Below are 20,278 nucleotides of genomic sequence, written 5' to 3' on the forward strand. Positions count from 1 at the left end.
GTAAAGGTGATGAGCCGATTGACAGTGATGGAAGGCAGGTTTACGTTAACGTAAAGGTGATCAATGACACCGGCGCCAGCTCCGCGAGCTACGGTGTTACCCATATTTCAAGAACAACAAGGTGCCCCAGCATGCATTACCCCACCCTGAACTTCGCCCTGGGCGAAACCATTGACATGCTCCGCGACCAGGTGCGCACCTTAGTTGCCGCCGAACTGGCCCCGCGCGCCGCACAGATCGACCATGACAACCTGTTCCCCGCCGACATGTGGCGCAAGTTCGGCGACATGGGGCTGCTGGGCATCACCGTGTCGGAAGAATACGGCGGCGCCGGCCTGGGCTACCTGGCCCACGTGGTGTCGATGGAAGAAATCAGCCGCGGCTCAGCCTCGGTCGCGCTGTCCTACGGCGCCCACTCCAACCTCTGCGTCAACCAGATCAACCGCAACGGCACCCACGAGCAGAAGCTCAAGTACCTGCCCAAGCTGATCAGCGGCGAGCACATCGGCGCCCTGGCCATGAGCGAGCCCAACGCCGGTTCCGACGTGGTGTCGATGAAACTGCGCGCGGAAAAGCGCGGCGACCACTACGTGCTCAACGGCAGCAAGACCTGGATCACCAACGGCCCCGACGCCAACACCTACGTGATCTACGCCAAGACCGACCTGGACAAGGGCCCCCACGGCATCACCGCGTTCATCGTCGAACGTGACTGGAAAGGCTTCAGCCGCAGCAACAAGTTCGACAAGCTGGGCATGCGCGGCTCCAACACCTGCGAGCTGTTCTTCGACGGCGTCGAAGTGCCGGCAGAAAACATCCTCGGCCAGCTCAACGGCGGTGTGCGCGTGCTGATGAGCGGCCTGGACTACGAGCGCGTGGTGCTCTCCGGTGGCCCGACCGGCATCATGCAGAGCTGCATGGACCTCGTAGTGCCGTACATCCACGACCGTAAACAGTTCGGCCAGAGCATCGGCGAGTTCCAGCTGATCCAGGGCAAGATCGCCGACATGTACACCCAGCTCAATGCCAGCCGCGCCTACCTGTATGCCGTGGCCCAGGCCTGCGACCGTGGCGAGACCACCCGCAAGGACGCCGCCGGGGTGATCCTCTATACCGCCGAACGCGCTACACAAATGGCCCTGGAAGCGATCCAGATCCTCGGCGGCAACGGCTACATCAATGAATTCCCGGCTGGCCGCCTGCTGCGCGACGCCAAGCTGTACGAAATCGGTGCCGGCACCAGCGAAATCCGCCGGATGCTGATCGGCCGTGAACTGTTCAACGAAACCCGCTGAGCACAAGGGACGGGCGCAAATGGCTATCTTGCACACCCAGATCAACCCGCGTTCGGCGGAGTTCGCCGGCAACAGCGCGGCCATGCTCGAACAAGTCCAGACCTTGCGCGGCCTGCTCGCCCAGGTCGCCCAGGGCGGCGGGCCCAAGGCCCAGGAGCGGCACACCTCGCGTGGCAAGCTGCTGCCGCGCGAGCGCATCGACCGCCTGCTCGACCCGGGCTCGCCGTTCCTCGAGATCGGCCAGCTGGCCGCCCATGAGGTGTACGGCGAAGACGTACCGGCGGCGGGCGTGATCGCCGGCATCGGCCGCGTCGAAGGCGTGGAATGCATGATCGTGGCCAACGACGCCACGGTCAAAGGCGGCTCCTACTACCCGCTGACGGTGAAAAAGCACCTGCGCGCACAGACCATCGCCCTGCAGAACCGCCTGCCGTGCATCTACCTGGTGGACTCCGGCGGCGCCAACCTGCCGCGCCAGGACGAAGTGTTCCCCGACCGCGAGCACTTCGGGCGGATCTTCTTCAACCAGGCCAACATGAGCGCGCTGGGCATCCCGCAGATCGCCGTGGTGATGGGCTCGTGCACCGCGGGCGGCGCCTATGTGCCGGCCATGGCCGACGAAGCGATCATGGTGCGTCAGCAGGCGACCATCTTCCTCGCCGGGCCGCCGCTGGTGAAGGCGGCAACCGGTGAGGTGGTGAGCGCCGAGGACCTCGGCGGCGCCGATGTGCACTGCCGCACCAGCGGCGTCGCCGACCACTACGCCGACAATGACGAACACGCTCTGGCCATCGCCCGGCGCAGCGTGGCCAATCTCAACTGGCACAAGCTCGGCAAGCTGCAGCGCCAGGCACCGGTCGCACCGCTGTACAACGCCAACGAGCTGTATGGCGTGGTGCCGGCCGATGCCAAGCAGCCGTTCGACGTGCGCGAAGTGATCGCGCGGCTGGTCGACGGCTCGGCGTTCGATGAATTCAAGGCACTGTTCGGCACCACCCTGGTATGCGGCTTCGCCCACCTGCACGGCTACCCGGTGGCGATCCTGGCCAACAACGGCATCCTCTTCGCCGAGGCCGCGCAAAAAGGCGCGCACTTCATCGAGCTGGCCTGCCAGCGCGGCATCCCACTGCTGTTCCTGCAGAACATCACCGGCTTCATGGTCGGCAAGAAGTACGAAGAAGGCGGCATCGCCAAGCACGGCGCCAAGCTGGTCACCGCCGTGGCCTGCGCCCAGGTGCCGAAGTTCACGGTGATCATCGGTGGCAGCTTCGGCGCCGGCAACTACGGCATGTGCGGCCGTGCCTACGACCCGCGCTTCCTGTGGATGTGGCCCAATGCGCGCATTGGCGTGATGGGCGCCGAACAGGCCGCCGGGGTTCTGGCCCAAGTCAAGCGCGAGCAGAGCGAACGCAGCGGCCAGGCCTTCAGCGCCGAGGACGAGGCGAAACTCAAGCAGCCGATCCTCGACCAGTACGAGCACCAGGGCCATCCCTACTACTCCAGTGCCCGGCTGTGGGACGACGGTGTCATTGACCCGGCACAGACCCGCGACGTGCTCGGCCTGGCGTTGTCCGCCGCGCTGAACGCCCCGATCGAACAGAGCCGCTTCGGCATTTTCCGGATGTGACCCATGAGCGATTTCAGCACCCTCGAAGTGATTCGCGACCCACGCGGCTTCGCCACCCTGTGGCTGAGCCGCGAGGACAAGAACAATGCCTTCAACGCGCTGATGATCCGCGAGCTGATCGTCGCCCTCGACCAGCTGGCCGAAGACGCCAGCCTGCGTTTCCTGCTGCTGCGCGGCCGTGGCCGGCACTTCAGCGCCGGTGCCGACCTGGCCTGGATGCAGCAATCGGCGCAGCTGGACTTCAACACCAACCTCGATGACGCCCGCGAGCTCGGCGAGCTGATGTACGCCCTGCACCGCCTCAAAGCGCCGACCCTGGCCGTGGTGCAAGGTGCGGCCTTCGGCGGCGCACTGGGCCTGATCAGTTGCTGTGACATGGCCATCGGCGCCGAAGACGCCCAGCTGTGCCTGTCGGAAGTGCGCATCGGCCTGGCCCCGGCAGTCATCAGCCCGTTCGTGGTCAAGGCCATCGGCGAACGCACCGCGCGCCGCTATGCCCTGACCGCCGAGCGTTTCAGCGGTGTGCGGGCCCGCGAGCTGGGCCTGCTGGCCGAGGTGTACCCGGCCCGCGAGCTGGATGCACAGGTTGAAGCCTGGGTGAGCAATATGCTGCAGAACAGCCCGCAAGCACTGCGTGCCACCAAGGACCTGCTGCGCGAAGTGGACGACGGCGAACTCAGCCCGGCCCTGCGCCGCTACTGTGAAAACACCATCGCCCGCATCCGGGTCAGCGCCGAAGGCCAGGAGGGCCTTCGCGCCTTTCTGGAGAAGCGCCGCCCCGCCTGGCAAACCGATGACAAGAAGGAGCCGCGCCCATGAGCCGCCCCGCTTTGACCACCCTGCTGGTCGCCAACCGTGGCGAAATCGCCTGCCGGGTGATGCGTACCGCCAAGGCCATGGGCCTGACGACCGTTGCCGTGCACAGCGCCACCGACCGCGATGCCCGCCACAGCCGCGAAGCGGATATTCGCATCGATCTGGGTGGCAGCAAGGCCGCCGACAGCTACCTGGTGGTCGACAAGATTCTCGCCGCGGCCAAGGCCAGCGGCGCCCAGGCCATCCACCCGGGCTATGGCTTTTTGTCCGAGAACGCGGGTTTTGCCCGCGCCATCGAACAGGCCGGGCTGATCTTCCTCGGGCCACCGGCCAATGCCATCGATGCCATGGGCAGCAAGTCGGCGGCCAAGGCACTGATGGAAGACGCTGGCGTGCCGCTGGTGCCCGGTTACCACGGTGAAGCGCAAGACCTGGATACCTTCCGCGCCGCCGCCGAGCGCATCGGCTACCCGGTGCTGCTCAAGGCCAGTGCCGGGGGTGGCGGCAAGGGCATGAAAGTGGTCGAGGACGAAAGCCAGCTGGCCGACGCCCTGGCCTCGGCCCAGCGTGAGGCGCAGTCGTCGTTCGGCGATGCGCGCATGCTGGTGGAAAAGTACGTGCTCAAGCCACGCCATGTGGAAATCCAGGTGTTCGCCGACCAGCACGGCAACTGCCTGTACCTCAACGAGCGTGACTGCTCGATCCAGCGTCGGCACCAGAAGGTAGTCGAGGAAGCGCCCGCGCCGGGCCTGTCCGCCGAACTGCGCCAGGCCATGGGCGAGGCAGCGGTACGCGCGGCCCAGGCCATCGGTTATGTCGGTGCCGGCACCGTCGAGTTCCTGCTCGACGCCCGTGGCGAATTCTTCTTCATGGAGATGAACACCCGCCTGCAGGTCGAGCACCCGGTCACCGAAGCCATCACCGGCCTCGACCTGGTGGCCTGGCAGATTCGCGTGGCCTGCGGCGAGCCACTGCCGATCACCCAGGCGCAGGTGCCGCTAATCGGTCATGCCATCGAGGTGCGGCTGTATGCCGAGGACCCGGCCAACGAATTCCTGCCGGCCACTGGCACGCTCACGCTGTACCGCGAGTCGGCACCGGGTGAAGGCCGCCGGGTGGACAGCGGGGTCAGCGAGGGCGATGGGGTGTCGCCGTTCTACGACCCGATGCTGGGCAAGCTGATCGCCTGGGGCCAGGACCGCGAGCAGGCGCGCCTGCGCTTGCTGGCGATGCTCGATGAATTCGCCATTGGCGGGCTGAAGACCAACATCGCCTTCCTGCGCCGCATCCTGGCCCACCCGTCCTTTGCTGCAGCCGAGCTGGATACTGGCTTCATTCCCCGCCATCAGGACGTGCTGCTGCCAACACCTCAGGCATTGCCTGCAGGCTTCTGGGAGGCCGCCGCAGAAGCCTGGCTGCAAGGCGAGGCGCCGCATCAGCGGGCTGACGATGCGCGTTCGCCATGGGCCGAGCGCAATGGCCTGCGCCTGGGGCTGCCGGCGCGCAGCAGCCTGCACCTGGTGAGTGGCGGCGAAAGCCAGGCGGTTGCCCTGGAGCGCAGCGCCGCTTCGACCTGGCAGCTGGATGGCGAACAGCTGGGCCATGACGAGGGCGGTGTCCGTCGCCGCTACCTGGCGGTACGTCGCGGTGGCACGCTGTTCCTGCGCTGGGATGGCGAAGTGCATGCCGTCGAAGCCTTCGACCCGATCGCCGAGGCCGAGGCCAGCCATAGCCATCAGGGCGGGCTGGGGGCGCCCATGAACGGCAGCATCGTGCGGGTGCTGGTGGAGCCTGGGCAGGTAGTGGAGGCTGGAACAGCACTGGTGGTGCTGGAGGCGATGAAGATGGAGCACAGCATTCGTGCACCCCATGGTGGGACGGTGAAAGCGTTGTTCTGCCAGGAAGGGGATATGGTCAGCGAAGGGACGGTGCTGGTCGAACTGGCTGAGTGAGGCATTCAGGGGCCGCTTTGCGGCCCCAGCAATCTAGAAGACGCCGTGCACCCGCACGACCACCCCAAGAAACTCGCAGCCTTTCTCACACACCAGCGTCGGATAACTGCGGTTCAACGCCTTCAGATAGTGCAGCCCACCCTCCTCTGCCAGCTCCCGCAGCATCGCCGTCTTCCCGGGCTGACAGGCAATCACCAGCCGCCCCGGCTCCGCCTCCAACCCCGGATCCACCAGTATTCGCATGCCCTGCGGCACACTACGGCCGCTGGCCGAGCTCATCGCATCGTTTTCCACGGTCAGCCAGAATGCCTTGCCCTGGGCCAGGTAGTCCGTCTGTTCGAACACGCCAGACTCGGCAATTTCTGCCGCACCTAGCTCATCCCATGCCAGCACCGGGTAGCGAAAACACACGATGTATTGCATGAGGTCCAGTTCGTCATCGGCGTCATCTACCTCGTAGGTGCCACGCTCCTCGCCAACCTGCCCCTGAATGCGTAGCTGCAAGCTGACGCTGTAGTGGGGCATGCCAATCTCGACGAATGTGCGGTTCATCGACTCGATCTTGGGCTGGCGCCGCTTGTTCACCCAATGCCCCACGCTGCCTTGAGACACGCCAACGCGCTCGGCAAGCTGCTCTTGAGTGAGCTTCAACTCCTCCATCCGGTCACGGACGAGGGCAATCCATTTATCCATATTCATCGCTGGCACGATACGGACTGCCTTCTGGCGCTCAATAAACATTCAGTATTATTTCTACAAAAGCACATAAATACCCAAGGTATTAAACTGAAGCAGAACCTTTTCCCATTGGCTTGCGCAGGTATCAGGATGAAACCAACGAAAAACGACGTAACAGATCTCGACAGCGAAGCGGCCCGCCGCGCCCTCGACTACTACCTGAACCCAAACCCCACGCGCCCCAGCGCGCACAACCGGATCTGGACCCTGCACGAAGGCGTCACCGCCGAGCAGGCCCAGGATCACGCCATCGAATTGCTCCGCTGTGCCGCCGCCACTGCCCACGAAACCGCAACCCATCAGGAAGGCAGCACCCGCGAGCTGACGTTCGCGCTGATGCACATGATCGATATGGCCAGGGCCCTGCTGGAGCACAGGCGCGCCCTGCAGAACGGGCTGTAGGCATAAGAAGAAGGGAGAAACGTGATGGCCAGCTAGCCAGGAATGGCACCGGCGAAAGGCCCCGATTGCCGGGACGGGAAGCGCACCGGTAAAACTTTTTTACCGGATAAATGAAAATTCATTTGACTGGCAAATGATAACGATTATTATTGCACTCAGCTGATCGCAAGATCTGCTGGATAACCCGGAGCTTAGGTCGCTCCAGATTATCTCCTCATCAGGCTAATCACGGTTTTTGACCCGGCTTTTTGCCGGGTCATTTTTTTTTGGCTCTTCAGGCTAATGAAGATCGTTGATGGCGCGCATGATAGCAAAAGTGTTTCAGAGCGTGAATGCTCATTACAAATCTTTGCGGAATCAGCACTTGAGAATCAATCTCGTTTTTACTACGCTGTTTCTGCATCAAGGACGATGCCCCCACCCCTACCCCGAGCAAGGAGCTGTCCATGAGCCGTCTGCTGCTGCCCCTTGAGCACCCCACGCCTTCCAGCGAGCATGCTGCCGAGACTAAGCTGCTGTTCGCACTCAAGCGCCTGCCCCGGCGCGTGCAGCAAGTGTTCCTGCTCAACCGCCTCGATCAGCTGGACTTTGCCAGCATCGCCAAACGCCTCGACCTCCCGCTGCTCAGCATCGAACGCAACATGAACCAGGCCCTGCAAGTGGTACAACCCCGCGAGGACGCATTGGCCAGCGTGGCCGGGCAATGGTATGTGCGGCTGCAGAGCCCTGACGTGACATCGTGCGAGCGTATCGATTTTCGCCGCTGGCTGGATGCAGCACCTGCGCATTTGCAGGCGTTTCATGACACCGAACTGCGCTGGCGCAGCCTGCTCGCCCCGGCGCGGGAGCTGGGGCAGGATGGCTGGTACCGGCAAGGGCGTGCAGCGATTTCGTTGGGTGGGTGTTCGGTGGCGGTTGGTTTGGGCTTGGCCGCGCTACTGCTATTTGGGTATTGGGCCTGAGTCACAAACCCGCTGGCGCCGCTCCAAACCTTTCAGATAGATAAGCAAATACCAGCCCCCGAGGCTGCAGGCGATAAAGCCCAGCGCCAGGCTCATCGGCAAGCTGTTCCTCATAGACGCCACCAGCATGCTGGCGCCCCCACCGAATGCAAACAGCATCGTATTGTTGAGCGAGGCCGCAGCACCTGCACGCTCCGGGTGCAACCCCAGCGCATGGCTCGTTGCAGCTGGCCGCACAATGGTTGTACCGATGGTACAGAGCACCAATGGAAGCAGAAGGCTGAAAACCCCAAGCTCATGCAAGGTGACAACCAGGCAAAGAGCAAGCCCAGCCAGACCGATGAGTGCGAATCCCCAACCCACCTGCGCATGCATCGCGATGCGGCAATTCAGCCAACTGGCAATGAAGCCGCCGATCAGGTAAGCCAGTCCATACCCGAGAAAGACTATGGAAAAGGCGAACTCCGTCAGGCCAAGTTGCTCGATGAGCAACAATGGGGAGACGACCACAAATGAAAAATGGCAAGCGAACGCCAAGCACGAAAATAGCGAGCTTACGAGAAACGCACGGTCTTTGAGCAAAGCCTGATAACTATTTAAAACGCCCGCACTGCCAGATGATGTCGGCTTCTCTTGCAGTAACCTAAATGCAAGCGCCAGCACAACAATGGCCAGCACTACAAAGACCTGAAAGCTGCCTGCCCAACCGAGATATTGCTGGAGCACACTGCCTGCAAGGGGCGATAAAGAAATAAACAAGCCACTTGCGCTGGTCATCAGGATACGCATCGCATTGCGCTGATGGCCGTTGAACCTATCCTGCACCAGTGCCTGGCTAAGCACGAAGCACCCGCATCCCACCGCCTGTAGAAGGCGGAAAAACATGAAGCCTTGGTAACTTGTTGCGAGGGTGCATCCCACCGCACCTGCAACGGAAACCACTAGACCAGCTATCAGCAGACGCTTTCGCCCCATTCGGTCAGAAAGCGGACCTATGATAGTTTGCGAAATGGCGACACCGACAGCGAACAGGCTGATCGAATATGCAATGTACTGCGCATCGACACGAAAATCCCGGGCCATCAAAGGCACAGAGGGCAAAATCACATCGAGCGGAAACACGCCCAGAAGACTGATGAGAAGGAGCAATAAAACATAACAGCGAGTGGACTGCGAAGCGTCTCGTCTATTCATCGATCCAACCCTCATTTTTCAACTGGCGAAAGTAGGATGCATTCGAGAGCAGATCGGTACGCCTTACAGCTTTCAGAGTCAATTGCAAAGTAGAGGCAACCCTACGACGCCAGTTTCGCCTAAGATGATTTGCAATACGCTCACGACAAAGCGCTGTATCTTTTACCTGAAACCTTATAAATGAAATATCTGGACGGCAAAAAATTCGCACCACCACTAACAATGCATTTACAATAAAGTCCTTTTCGGCGGTCGACGCCTGCCCCCACAGCTTGACAAAGCAATCGGCAAAAAAAAACCGAATGCTTGGCCTCATCATGCAAATGATCTGTCAGCATGCTGAAAACAGGCACATTCAAGTCATCCTGCCCCAACAGCGATAGCTCACGTGTTATGACGGTCTCAGAAATGAACGCCATCACAAATAAGGCAAGTTCTTCCCACTTGCCGGAATAGCGAACCAAAAGCCTACTCAAATGTTTTAAGCGAACTGAACGATACCTTTCCAGCCTATGGTAACCAGCAATTTGCTCGGCCAGATCCTTGGAAAACAAGGCATGATACCCTTCATCAGCATACAGCTTTAAGACCTCACAACGCCGCGTCACCTCCATCTTGCGCGTAATCTGTAGGCAGCGGTTTCGCCCATGCACCGTCACAATGCTCCAAATACAGCTTCGCCCACTCCTCTTCATCTTGAGGTATATCGTCCAGGGGAATATTCTTCGTGCCGAAGTGAAAAATTCTGGACAGTACGTCCCACCCCCAATAGTCCGATTGCTCTTGAGTAGTTTTCACGAGCCCTGCGCGAATCAACCCCTGATCAACTTTGCAGCTCTGATCAATGCAATCCTGACCGCGTCATTGCGACGCACTAATAATTAGTCATCAATGCAAGATGCACAAGCTGAATCATTGAAGGAAAATCCCCAAAGATTTGTAGGAATTTTCCAGTACTGGCGTTTTTCGAGCTTGGTTCCCGCCATAAACTCCAAACCTCGCAATTCACTGAACAGCAAAGAAATCGCAGCATTCAGCAGCTAAGCAGCATGAAATCTCTGGTGTTCCCCAGCCAACTCGGACTTGGTTACTCAAGTTACAAAGCAACTACTGATCGCGATCAAGAGAAGCGATCCAGCCCTTCTCCTCACACGCCCCACCCTCAAGCGGTGTACAGTACCCCCACAACAAATCCCAAGGAGCCCGCCCATGACCGTGACGCTGTCCCCCCTGCAAATCGACTGCGATTTCGATTCCGGCAACATCCTGATCCTGGATGCCAGCAACCCGGCCCAGGCACGCCTGGCCATCCGCCCGGACACGAACAGCGGCCACTTCCAGTGGTTCCACTTCAAGGTCAGCGGCCTCACCCCGGGCCAGGTCCATCGCTTCAGCCTGGACAACGCCAGCGAGTCTTCCTACAAGAACGCCTGGAGCGGCTACAACGCCGTGGCCTCCTACGACCAGCAGACCTGGTTCCGCGTGCCGAGCCAGTTCGATGGCAAGGCGCTGTCGTTCGAGCTCAAGGCCGAGCAGGAGCAGGTCTGGTTCGCCTACTTCGAGCCTTACCCCCGTGCCCGCCACAACCAGCTGATCGAACGTGCCCAGCAGATTCCTGGCGTCGAGCTGCTGGCTCACGGGCGCAGCGTGCAAGGCCGGGATATCCCGCTGCTGCGCGCTGGCGATGGCGCGGCGGGCAAGCGCAAGCTGTGGCTGATTGCCCAGCAGCATCCTGGCGAACACATGGCCGAGTGGTTCATGGAAGGGGTGATCGACCGGCTGCAAGCCAATGACCCAGCCGTTCAGCAACTGCTGGCAAAGGCCGACCTGTACCTGATCCCGAACATGAACCCGGACGGCGCCTTCCTCGGCCACCTGCGCACCAACTTCAAGGGCAAGGACCTGAACCGGGCCTGGCAGGATGCCAGCGTCGAGTTCAGCCCGGAGGTGTTCTTCGCCCAGGCGCAGATGAAGCAGTACGGGGTGGATGCGTTCATCGATGTGCATGGGGACGAGGAAATCCCCCATGTATTCACGGCGGCCTGTGAGGGCAACCCGGGGTACACGCCGCGCCTGGCCAGGCTGGAAGAGCAGTTCCGCACGACCTTGTGCAGCGTGACCCAGGACTTCCAGACAGTGCATGGCTACACGCGGGACGAGCCGGGACAGGCGAATACCACGCTGGCGTGCAATGCGGTGGGGATGACCTATGACTGCCTGTCGCTGACCCTGGAGATGCCGTTCAAGGACCATGACGATGCGCCGGAGCCGGTGGGCCAGTGGTCAGGGGCGCGCTCCAAGGCGTTGGCCGGAGCGGTGCTGGAGACCTTGCTGAAACTGGTCGACGATTTGCGCTGAGCAGGACCGGCCTCTTCGCGGGCAAGCCCGCTCCCACAGGTACAGCGTGACCTCAGGGGCGGCGCGGTCCCTGTGGGAGCGGGCTTGCCCGCGAAGGGGCCAGCACAGGACTGCACCGTCAGAACTGCACATCGAGTATCACATTGTCGACATAGCTTGCCGCCGGCGGTGTCGTCTGGTCGGTATAGACCTTGGCGTTGTAGTTGAACACCTGGCTCCCCGTCCCGGTCCCGTTGCCGGGGTTCACGTCGGCATCGCTGCTGGAGCGCCGTGCCGTGGTCAGCGAGCCCCAGCGCACGGTGCCGGCGCTCTTGAAGATGTCATAGGCCAGGTAGTTGCCGGCCGTGGACTTCATCCGCCGCCGCCCACCCGACACATTCTCCCCATCATTCAGGCCCACCGTGTAGGCGCTGCCCTTGGTGCACGACAGGCTCACGCTCTGGCTTACGGTACCGAAACCCGCCACTACCGGCGCGCTGCCGAAGCTGATGTTGGGCGTGGTGATCTGGCAGTCGTTGCTCACCGTCAGGCTTACGTTCAGGGTCTGGCTGCCCGAGCCAATGTCGCGCCCCAGGCAGATGCTGCCAATGCCGATCCCCGAGCAGTAGTTCCAGCTCCAAGCGATGGTCAGGGTCTCTTGGTACACACCCGCGGCGACGTTGCTGCCGATCTGGGTCTTCATGTACAGCGGCACGGTCTTGGGTGTGGTGCCATTGAGCAATCCCAGCAGATCGAGGATGCCATTGCGGGCAAAGTCAAAGGCAACGTTGCGGGTGATCGGATAGCTGGTGCTGTTATCGGCGTACAGGGTGTACGGAATGACGTCGCCCGTAGGGCCGACCAGCCCACTGGTGGAGGACGTGATGGTGGCGTAAAAATGGTCGGTGGAGCTGAGCAGGCTCAGTAGCGACCCGGTGCACTGTAACCCGGCGTTGGTGCTTGAAGCGCTCTGTATCGTGGTACGCACCAGGGTCGAGTTGACCATGCCGAATCCCGCTGGCAGGGTTGCCACCGACGAGCACAGCGCCCAGGCCGAACCGGCCGGCAACAGCAGCAGGCTGCACAACAGGCCTCTCATCTGCATTCCAGCGGGCCGATCAGCGGAATCGAGCCTGCCGAGTCCGGCAGGTCGAATTCGACCTGGCACTGCCCGCCCCCTTCCAACGCCACCTGCAGGCGGTTGTGCGGCGACAGGTTCTCCAGGTACACCAGGCCGTCCCAGCCGACCACCGCCTGGTTGCCGCTTTCCTGGTGGGTGACCGTACTGCCGAGCTTCAGCGGCTGCTGACGGGTATCGACCAACTCGATGCTCGCTGCCAGCACGCGCTTGAGCGGGAACTCCAGCAAGTAGCCGCTGCCACGGCGCACCGCCACCCGTTGCTCCACCTCGGCAGCCAACACATCGGGCGGCAGGTTCATCGGGTCGATTTCGTACTTGCCGCGGTAGTAGCCGCTACTGTACGGCACCAGCAGGTGGCCGCTGCGGTCGGTGCGGCCGATCTCCTGGTTTTCGTAGCGCACCGGCACGTCGGCGTAACCGCTGGTGCTGACCACCACGAAGGCATCGTCGATGCGGTTGGCAGCGAATATCCCGGCGTCCATCCACACCAACGAGCCACTGGCGTCGGCCCAGCGGGTCATCTCGCCGCTGCTGCCGTACACGCCGGCCTGCAACTGCACCGACTGCAGGCGCCAGGTGACATCGGCCTGGCGGTAGGCATCGCGGTCGCCGCCCCCGGCATAGCCGAGGTTGTAACCGACACCGCCGCCCACCGGTACGGCGCGGCTGTAGTTGACCCGTTGCAGGCTTTCGCCATCTTTGCTGCGTTCGGTGCTCACCGCCAGGGTGCTGCCGAAGTCGAACGGAATCACCACCTGTGCCTGCACCGCCCAGCTGCTGTCGCCGACCTCGCGGTTGGCTGACAGGTACAGGCTGCTGTTGCCCCACAGCGGCTTGCTCCAGCTCAGGTTGATCAGCCGGGTGCGCGTGTCGTCGCCAGCGCGCACATCGAAATAGCCGGCGCCTAGGCTGCCGTACTGGTCGAGGTTGACGCTCAGGGTCACCTGCTCGCTGCGTTGGCTCAGCTGCATGTCAGGGATGTCGACCCGGGTCAGGTCCGAGTACTCGCCATAGCGCTGCAGGCGCTGGTAGTTGAAGCCGAAGCGCTGGCTGTTGTACTGGTAGCCGAGGGCAACCTGGTGGCCCTGCTCCCCCTCGAACCGGCTCTGTGCCAAGGCCGCATTGAGCACGCCAAACGTGCCCAGGCGCATGTTGCCACCCAGGCCGCCGAGCAGCAGCGACTCGGCGGTTTCGACGTGGGTTTCCAGGGTGAAGCTGTCGCTGACGCCGTGGCGCAGGCTGGCCGAGGCGACACCGGTTCCGTAGCCGAAATCTTCCACGGCATAGTCACGGCGCAGGCTGCCGGCGGCCACCGAGAAGTCCGACAGGCCTTTTTGCAACAGGCTGCTGGTGACATAGAACGGCAAGGTCGTGGACACCTGCCGGCCCAGGGCATCGGTGGTCACTACCACCGCCTCACCCGCGCCGTTGATGAACGGCACGTTGGTCAGGGTGTAGGGACCGGGCTGCAATTCGGTGGTGCTCGACTTGTAGCCATTGATGAACAGGTCCAGCGAGGTTGGCACTGCCGCTTCGCCGGCAAAGGCCGGCAAGGGATAGGTCACCAGGTCCGGACGGGCGCCAAAGTCACGCGACAATTGAACGCCACCGACCCGCACCGAGCTGGTCCAGGGTAATGCCCCGGTGACGAAGTCGCCGGCCTCGTAAGTGAGCAGGCGCTGCTCGTCGGTGAAGCGCCAGGTGGTGTCGTAGCGCAGGAAGCCCTGGCGGTTGGCATCGCTCTGCGCCCCATTGAACGACTGGCGCCACTGGCCAGTGGTCGAGAACGTGCCCCAGCTGTCGAACAGACGCAGCTCGTTCCAGGCCGCCAGGTAGGAGCCCCCATCATCGGTGTCGTTGAGGTACAGGTCGTAGTTGAACAAGGCGCCGAAGCTGCTGCGCGCCTCGCTGGCCGGGTACAGGCCGCGGTCGCCGAGCTTTTGGTCCGGCAGCCAGGCCGGCGGCACCTGCAGCAGCAGGCGCTGGTTCTGGCTGTCGTAATCGCTGTGCAGGCCCGGTACATTGTCCAGCGCCAGTTCACCTTGCGGGTCGCCCGGCAGCTGGATGCCGAGGTTGCGCAGCACTTCGCTGTCCAGGTACAGGCGCCCGGCACGTTGCTGCACCGCTACCAGTTCAGCCCTGGGCACTTGGTTTACCAGCAGGTCGAGGTACAGCGTGGCGTCGGCGATGGCGGAGGTTTCGCTGGGCGGTGGTGGCAGGTCGTCGGCCAGCACCAGGCAGGGGCCGAACAAGGTCAGCCCCAGGCACCAACGGCGCGAAGCCCGCGACAGCCATCTCACACACGGATTCCGACCATTGCCAGGTCCTCCATGGCCCTTGCCCTTCATTCAGCGGCGGGCTCATTGCCCTTGCCGGATCGCTTCGGCCGTTTCCTGACCGTTCACCCTCCCCTTGATCACGCTGCCAGCGTTCGGCGCAACCGGTGCCGGCCAGCGCATGCTGGCACCGGGCAACACATAGCCGAGCAGTCCTTCGGCCAACGGCTTGGCCTGGCCACCGTGCTGCACCACCACATCAGTGAGGCGCGCATGCACAGGACCCGTATTGCGCATTTCCACATAGGGCTTGCCCTGCACCGTCACCGGGCGCCAGCTGAGTTGCGGCTTGCCGACGCCTTCGGCATTGCGCTTGCCTTGCGGGTCGGCCTTGCCCCACAGCCCTTCGCCATAGACGAAAAGCGGCACGGAGTAGCGCATCTGCAGGCGGATCGCAGCCGTGGTGCCCTGGCTGGCGGCATCGGTCGGCAATGGCGAAGGGATTTCATCGATGATGATGCGGTAGGCCTGCTCCTGGCCGACCGGCGAGCTGCCAGTGCGGGTCAGGCGGATCAGCTGCTTCTGCCCGGGCAGAATGTTGGCCACCGGTGGGCTGCCGATGATCTCGCGTTGGGCCTGGAACTGTTCCTGGTAGTCGCCCTGGCGCCAGGCGAACACCCGTACCTGCAAGCTGGCCGGGGCCGTACCGCGGTTTTCCAGCCACAGCGCACCGGCCTTCTGGTCAGCCTCCAGCACCGGGTCGATCGGCCAGATCAGCACCGAGGTAGCCGCCCCCGCCGGCAGACTCGCCAACAACAACAGACCGATCACACCTTGCGCCCACTTCGCGCCTACCCACATGCCGCTCTCCTTGGTCTCTTTTTCTTGGGTGCTGGTGTGTTCACCAGGTCACCGATACTTGCACCACATCGGTGTAGGTCCCGGCCGGCAAGGTGCCAGGCAACTGGGTACGGCCATACACCGGCAACTTGATGGCCGTGGCGTCGGTGTAGTTCACCGCCACGCTCTGGCCAATACCCAGGACCTGGCTGTAGGCCGCGTCCCGGTACAACTGGTAGGCCAGCACCTGCGTGCCGCCCGTGCGCTTGAGGTTGCGCGTACCACTGGCGCTGTTCTGGCCACCGTCCAGGCTCATGCTCAGGCTCACCCCGGGGGTGCACTGGAAGGTCACCGTGGTGCCGCCCAGCGAGGTGCTGAGAATGCCGGTGGACAGCGCCGACTGAGTGCCGAAATCGAGCACGCCATAGCTGGTCACCCCGCCCACAACCAGGCAACCGGCAACGATCTGCGCGCTCACCTGGAAGGTGCTGGAGGTCGCCGCATCCAGGGGCGAGGCCAGCAACAGGCCGAACCCCGTCAGGCAACCACCGAGCCAGGTTCGCATGGCGGCGAACAAGGCTCAGAACGACAGTTCGACCGCCACCGTGTCGGTGTACGTCCCCGCCGGCAGGCCGGCTTTGCCACGTGCCTGGCCATACAGGTTGACGGTCTGCGCCACGCCGGTGCTGGTCGGCAAGGTGATGGTGCCGTCGATGGCCAGCAGCGTGGTGCGCCCGGCATCGGTGTAGAAGTCGTAGGGCACGAAATTACCGGCGCCGTCGGCCAGCGCACGCGTACCTCCGGTCGACTGGCCATCATGGGACCCGGCGCGCACGCGGATCGCCGGTACCGTGCCGGCCGAGCAGAGGATGCTCATGGCGCCACCGCCGCCGCCCAGCACCTGGGCGTTGGCCGTGGTGAACAGGGCTTCCTGGGTGCCGAAGTTCAGGGCACCGAAGTTCAACCCTGAGGTGCCACCAGCGCCATTGACCTGGCATGCCGAGGTCAGGGTCAAGGTCGAAGTGATGGTCCCGGTCACCGTGGCGGCCTGGGTGTGAGCTGCCATGGCCAGGCCGAGGCCGGCGAGCATGCAACGGGTGAAAGTCGTTCGCATCGGAGTCTCCTTGCGTCGTTTACCAGTCCAGGGTCACTCTCAGGGTGTCGCGGTACAGCCCGGCCGGCAGCGCGCGCGGTTGCGCCACCACTACGCCGTAGATGGGAATCGGAATCTGCTCGGTGCTGCTGATGGTGAACGCACGGGCCTGGCCGATGCCGTAGCGGCTGTTGCCACCGGGGTCGACCGCCAGTTGATAAGGGATCATTACGCGGCCATTGCTGAGCCGGCGCACGCCATCGTCGCCGTTCTGGCCACCATTGATACGCACGTTGAAAGCCCGCACTTCGGGCGTGCAACTGATTTGCAGGCTGCCTTCGGCGCCCGCATCGTCGACCCGGCTGCGCAGCGGTGTATCCCAGTTTGGGCCGCGCTGACCGAAGTCCATCAGGCCAGGGTTGCCCAGGGTGGCAGGTGGCTGGTCGCCGCTGTTGATCTGGCAGGCAGCGCTGATCACCAGGCGCGCCTGGATGAAACCGGTGGTGGTGCCATGCACCACGCCGCTGGGCAGCAGCAGCGGGCCGAGACTGAGCAACAGGATCGATGTGCGGTTCATGGCGTGACGTCCTTGTGCATGGCGGCCTCGCTACCAGGTGACCGTGATTTTGAGCAGATCGGCGTACTGCCCCGCGCGCGGCACCCAGGCCAGCTTGTCGATACGGGCGTAAAGCGGCAGCTCGACCGAACCACTGTCCGGTACACGTGCGGCATGGGCCTCACCGACGACAACCGGCTCGCGCCAGGCAGCATCGCGATACAGCCGATACGGGATCGGCCTGGCCTTGCCATCGTCACTGCCAAGAAACCGCAGTTCGCCGACGCCGCCGTGCTGGCCGCCGTCGACCCGCACCTGGTAAGGCGTGTCGGGGTTGCACTCGAGGCGCGGTGGCCACTGGTTGATCAGCACGCCACTCACGGGCGCGCCTGGCCCATCCAGGCGTGCGGCAGCACCCAGGTCGATCACGCCCAGGGCCTGTGCGCCCGCATCACGTTGTTGATGGGTCAGCATGCAGCCACGCTCTACCAGGACCCGCACTTCCACGAGAAAGTCCGCCGCCCCGGCAATGCCGCTCAAAAACAGGCCCAACAGCACGGCCAGAAAGCGTTCCGTCACTGGGTGATCCTTGTTCTTCTACCGTATTTTTGAGCGTAGCAGCAGGTGGCCGAATCGTGATGGCGGGGTGCCATTCTTTTGTGTTAACGACAAAGCCCTAATGAAGCGGGCAGAAATTTCCCCGCCGAAGCGAACCCTCAGGCATCCTGTGCCTCAAATGGCCAAGGGCCGGTAACGCGGCATGCATGGAAGAACATCACAGGAGCCTGTCCATTGATCACTGCAGACAACGCGCTCGCCGCAGCCGTGGAGCGCTGCGCCGAGGAGCCGATCCAGATCCCCGGCAGCATCCGGCCGCACGGCTTTCTGCTGGTGCTGGATGAACACAACCTGCGCATCCTCCAGGCCAGCGAGAACGTCGAACGCTGGCTGGGCGTACCAGCCAGGGAGCTGATCGGCTGCACCTTCGCCGACATGGTCAGCGAAAGCTTCGACCTGCGCGCCAAGCTCGAACGCCTGCCCGACGACGAGGCCTTCCCGTTCCACATCGGCGATGTACGCTTGCGCCAAGGAGCGCCCTGCACAGACACCCTGCGCCTGCTGACGCACCGCCACGACCAGGTACTGATCGCCGAGTTCGAGCCCTTTCGCCAGCCTGCGGACCTGGCCGACCACGGCGACTATTACCCACTGGTGCGCGGATTCGTCAGCAGCCTGCACAACGCCGACAGCCTTGAAGAGCTGCTCCAGCAATGCGTGGTGCAGATCAAGCGCATCACCGGCTTCGGCCGGGTCAAGGCCTACCGCTTCGACGCCGAGGGCAATGGCCAGGTGCTCGCCGAGCAGGCCGACGCCGGTTACCCGCGCTATCTCGGCCTGCGCTTCCCCGCTGCGGACATCCCGCGCCAGGCGCGCGACCTGTACCGCGTCAACCGCATCCGCGTGATCGAAGATGCCAACTATCAGGCCTCCCCCCTGCTGCCAACCATCAACCCACGCACCGGCAAGCCCCTGGACATGAGTTTCGCCGCCCTGCGCAGCGTGTCACCGGTGCACCTGCAGTACATGCGTAACATGGGCACCCTGGCGTCGATGTCGCTGTCGATCGTGGTCGATGGCCAGCTCTGGGGCCTGATCTCCTGCCACCACGCCCAGCCGCGCGCGGTCGAGTTCCGTACCCGGACTGCCTGCGAACTGCTGGCCAGCGTGCTGTCGTTGCAGATCGAGACCCGCGAGTCGCACGCTAGAACCCGCCAACTGCTCGACCTGCGCCAGCACATCGTGCGCATGATCTCGTCGATGGCCGACCACGATAGCGTCAGCGATGGCCTGCGCGACTTGCCCGAGGTGCTGCTGGCATTCGCCGGGGCCAGCGGCGCAGCGGTCATCTCCGCCGAGCGCTGCGACCTGATCGGCCAGACCCCGCCTGCGGCGCAGGTCACGGCCCTGGTGCACTGGCTGGAGCAACGCGGCGAGGAAACGGTATTCCACAGCAACAACCTGCGCCGTGACATCGATGAACTGCCAGAGCTGGCAGCCCACGCCGGCGGAGTGCTGGCAGTGGCCATCTCGCAGATCCACTCGCACTACTTGCTATGGTTCCGCCCCGAGCAAGTGCGCACGGTCGACTGGGCCGGGCGTCCCGACAAGCAGATCGGCGCTCAGGGTGCGCTAAACCCGCGACACAGCTTCGATCGCTGGCAGGAACAGATCAGCGGCTACTGCCAACCTTGGGACTCGCTGGTCATTGAAGGCGTGCTCGAACTGCGCACGGCAGTGCTGGGGATCGTGCTGCGCAAGGCCGAGGAGCTGGCGCAGCTGGCCAACGAGCTGCGCCGCTCGAACAAGGAACTCGAAGCCTTTTCCTACAGTGTGTCCCACGACCTGCGCGCCCCGTTGCGCCACATTGCCGGCTACACCGAGCTGCTTGGCGAAATCGAGGGCCAGGGCTTGAGCGAGCGTGGCAAACGCTTCCTGCAACACATCGAGGAAGCCGCGCGCTTTGCTGGCAGCCTGGTCGACAACCTGCTCAATTTCTCGCAGATGGGCCGCTCGGCCCTGCGCCTGTCGGATGTCGACCTCAACGCCCTGGTCGACACCATCCGCCAGGACCTGGCTCCGGATTTCGAAGGCCGCGAAATCGTCTGGGATATCGGGCCGCTGCCGAAGGTGATCGCCGACCCGGCATTCATCAACCTGGCCTTGCACAACCTGATCTCCAACGCCATCAAGTACACTCGCGGCCGCGAACCCGCGCACATCGCGGTCGGTGCCCGACAAAACCATGACGAGACGGAGATCTACATCCGCGACAATGGTGTAGGCTTCGACATGGCCTACGCCAACAAGCTGTTCGGGGTGTTCCAGCGCCTGCACCGCATGGAAGACTTCGAAGGCACAGGGATCGGCCTGGCCAGCGTGCGGCGGATCATCGAGCGCCATGACGGGCGAGTCTGGGGCGAAGGCCAGGTCGACCAAGGCGCCAGCTTCCACTTCACCCTGCCCCGCAACCCGGCAACTACCTGAGGTA

18 protein-coding genes are annotated in these 20,278 nt (G+C 63.2%); 8 read left to right on the top strand and 10 right to left on the bottom strand.

Translation table 11 applies throughout. The features are described from left to right. The first annotated feature begins 131 nt into the window (after nucleotides 1–131). From ACLEJU_RS05305 to ACLEJU_RS05320, 4 genes are read left to right on the top strand one after another with little or no spacing between them, the layout of a single operon-like run. Nucleotides 132–1,295, top strand: a complete 1,164-nt coding sequence (locus ACLEJU_RS05305; RefSeq protein ID WP_435422545.1) for an isovaleryl-CoA dehydrogenase — start codon at nucleotides 132–134, stop codon at nucleotides 1,293–1,295. A gap of 19 nt (nucleotides 1,296–1,314) precedes the next feature. Further along, a complete protein-coding gene (locus ACLEJU_RS05310; protein WP_435422544.1) occupies nucleotides 1,315–2,922 on the top strand; it encodes a carboxyl transferase domain-containing protein in 1,608 nt (535 codons plus the stop codon). A gap of 3 nt (nucleotides 2,923–2,925) precedes the next feature. Further along, entirely contained in the window at nucleotides 2,926–3,741 is an 816-nt protein-coding gene (locus tag ACLEJU_RS05315; RefSeq protein ID WP_435422543.1) for a gamma-carboxygeranoyl-CoA hydratase, read from the top strand. After that, on the top strand, nucleotides 3,738–5,690 hold the full coding sequence (locus ACLEJU_RS05320) for an acetyl/propionyl/methylcrotonyl-CoA carboxylase subunit alpha (RefSeq protein WP_435422542.1): 1,953 nt from the start codon (nucleotides 3,738–3,740) through the stop codon (nucleotides 5,688–5,690). Before ACLEJU_RS05315 ends, ACLEJU_RS05320 begins: the two co-directional genes overlap by 4 nt. A 33-nt stretch (nucleotides 5,691–5,723) precedes the next feature. On the opposite strand, the gene ACLEJU_RS05325 is transcribed toward ACLEJU_RS05320, so the two are convergent. Beyond that, nucleotides 5,724–6,431: a LexA family protein gene (locus ACLEJU_RS05325; protein ID WP_435422541.1), complete on the bottom strand. Its 708-nt coding sequence runs from the start codon at nucleotides 6,429–6,431 to the stop codon at nucleotides 5,724–5,726. 87 nt (nucleotides 6,432–6,518) lie between these two features. On the opposite strand from ACLEJU_RS05325, the gene ACLEJU_RS05330 reads away from it, so the two are divergent. Further along, complete coding sequence (locus ACLEJU_RS05330) at nucleotides 6,519–6,830, top strand: DUF6124 family protein (RefSeq protein WP_159409629.1); 312 nt, start codon at nucleotides 6,519–6,521, stop codon at nucleotides 6,828–6,830. A 446-nt stretch (nucleotides 6,831–7,276) separates the two neighbouring features. Further along, nucleotides 7,277–7,792, top strand: coding sequence for a DUF4880 domain-containing protein (locus ACLEJU_RS05335; protein WP_435422540.1), 516 nt, complete (start codon nucleotides 7,277–7,279; stop codon nucleotides 7,790–7,792). Here the strand turns inward: ACLEJU_RS05335 and ACLEJU_RS05340 are convergent. Then, nucleotides 7,772–8,986 carry a multidrug effflux MFS transporter gene (locus tag ACLEJU_RS05340; RefSeq protein WP_435422539.1) on the bottom strand — a complete coding sequence of 405 codons (1,215 nt, stop codon included), beginning with the start codon at nucleotides 8,984–8,986 and terminating at the stop codon, nucleotides 7,772–7,774. The genes ACLEJU_RS05335 and ACLEJU_RS05340 overlap by 21 nt on opposite strands. A gap of 140 nt (nucleotides 8,987–9,126) precedes the next feature. Continuing rightward, entirely contained in the window at nucleotides 9,127–9,600 is a 474-nt protein-coding gene (locus ACLEJU_RS05345; protein WP_435422538.1) for a diiron oxygenase, read from the bottom strand. Between the two features lie 595 nt (nucleotides 9,601–10,195). On the opposite strand from ACLEJU_RS05345, the gene ACLEJU_RS05350 reads away from it, so the two are divergent. Next, the gene (locus ACLEJU_RS05350) at nucleotides 10,196–11,344 is read left to right on the top strand and encodes a M14 family metallopeptidase (protein WP_435422537.1); all 1,149 of its coding nucleotides are present in this window, start codon (nucleotides 10,196–10,198) and stop codon (nucleotides 11,342–11,344) included. Between the two features lie 118 nt (nucleotides 11,345–11,462). On the opposite strand, the gene ACLEJU_RS05355 is transcribed toward ACLEJU_RS05350, so the two are convergent. Genes ACLEJU_RS05355 through ACLEJU_RS05385 form a run of 7 tightly spaced genes read right to left on the bottom strand, consistent with a single transcriptional unit; the run spans nucleotide 11,463 to nucleotide 17,808 of the window. Continuing rightward, nucleotides 11,463–12,422 carry a Csu type fimbrial protein gene (locus ACLEJU_RS05355; protein ID WP_440776676.1) on the bottom strand — a complete coding sequence of 320 codons (960 nt, stop codon included), beginning with the start codon at nucleotides 12,420–12,422 and terminating at the stop codon, nucleotides 11,463–11,465. Next, nucleotides 12,419–14,812: a fimbria/pilus outer membrane usher protein gene (locus tag ACLEJU_RS05360; protein WP_435422535.1), complete on the bottom strand. Its 2,394-nt coding sequence runs from the start codon at nucleotides 14,810–14,812 to the stop codon at nucleotides 12,419–12,421. Before ACLEJU_RS05360 ends, ACLEJU_RS05355 begins: the two co-directional genes overlap by 4 nt. Before the next feature lie 12 nt (nucleotides 14,813–14,824). Beyond that, nucleotides 14,825–15,601, bottom strand: coding sequence for a fimbrial biogenesis chaperone (locus tag ACLEJU_RS05365; RefSeq protein ID WP_435422534.1), 777 nt, complete (start codon nucleotides 15,599–15,601; stop codon nucleotides 14,825–14,827). Nucleotides 15,602–15,641: 40 nt separating this feature from the next. Beyond that, a complete protein-coding gene (locus ACLEJU_RS05370) occupies nucleotides 15,642–16,145 on the bottom strand; it encodes a Csu type fimbrial protein (RefSeq protein WP_435422533.1) in 504 nt (167 codons plus the stop codon). A gap of 15 nt (nucleotides 16,146–16,160) precedes the next feature. Further along, nucleotides 16,161–16,694 carry a Csu type fimbrial protein gene (locus ACLEJU_RS05375; RefSeq protein WP_103448123.1) on the bottom strand — a complete coding sequence of 178 codons (534 nt, stop codon included), beginning with the start codon at nucleotides 16,692–16,694 and terminating at the stop codon, nucleotides 16,161–16,163. A 19-nt stretch (nucleotides 16,695–16,713) separates the two neighbouring features. Further along, entirely contained in the window at nucleotides 16,714–17,250 is a 537-nt protein-coding gene (locus ACLEJU_RS05380; RefSeq protein WP_435422532.1) for a Csu type fimbrial protein, read from the bottom strand. A gap of 30 nt (nucleotides 17,251–17,280) precedes the next feature. Continuing rightward, nucleotides 17,281–17,808, bottom strand: coding sequence for a Csu type fimbrial protein (locus ACLEJU_RS05385; RefSeq protein ID WP_435422531.1), 528 nt, complete (start codon nucleotides 17,806–17,808; stop codon nucleotides 17,281–17,283). A gap of 216 nt (nucleotides 17,809–18,024) precedes the next feature. Here ACLEJU_RS05385 and ACLEJU_RS05390 point away from each other — a divergent pair, with 216 nt between their 5' ends. Beyond that, nucleotides 18,025–20,274, top strand: a complete 2,250-nt coding sequence (locus tag ACLEJU_RS05390; protein ID WP_435422565.1) for an ATP-binding protein — start codon at nucleotides 18,025–18,027, stop codon at nucleotides 20,272–20,274. Nucleotides 20,275–20,278: the final 4 nt, after the last annotated feature.

Source organism: Pseudomonas sp. SMN11, from assembly GCF_052041945.1.
GTDB lineage: Bacteria > Pseudomonadota > Gammaproteobacteria > Pseudomonadales > Pseudomonadaceae > Aquipseudomonas.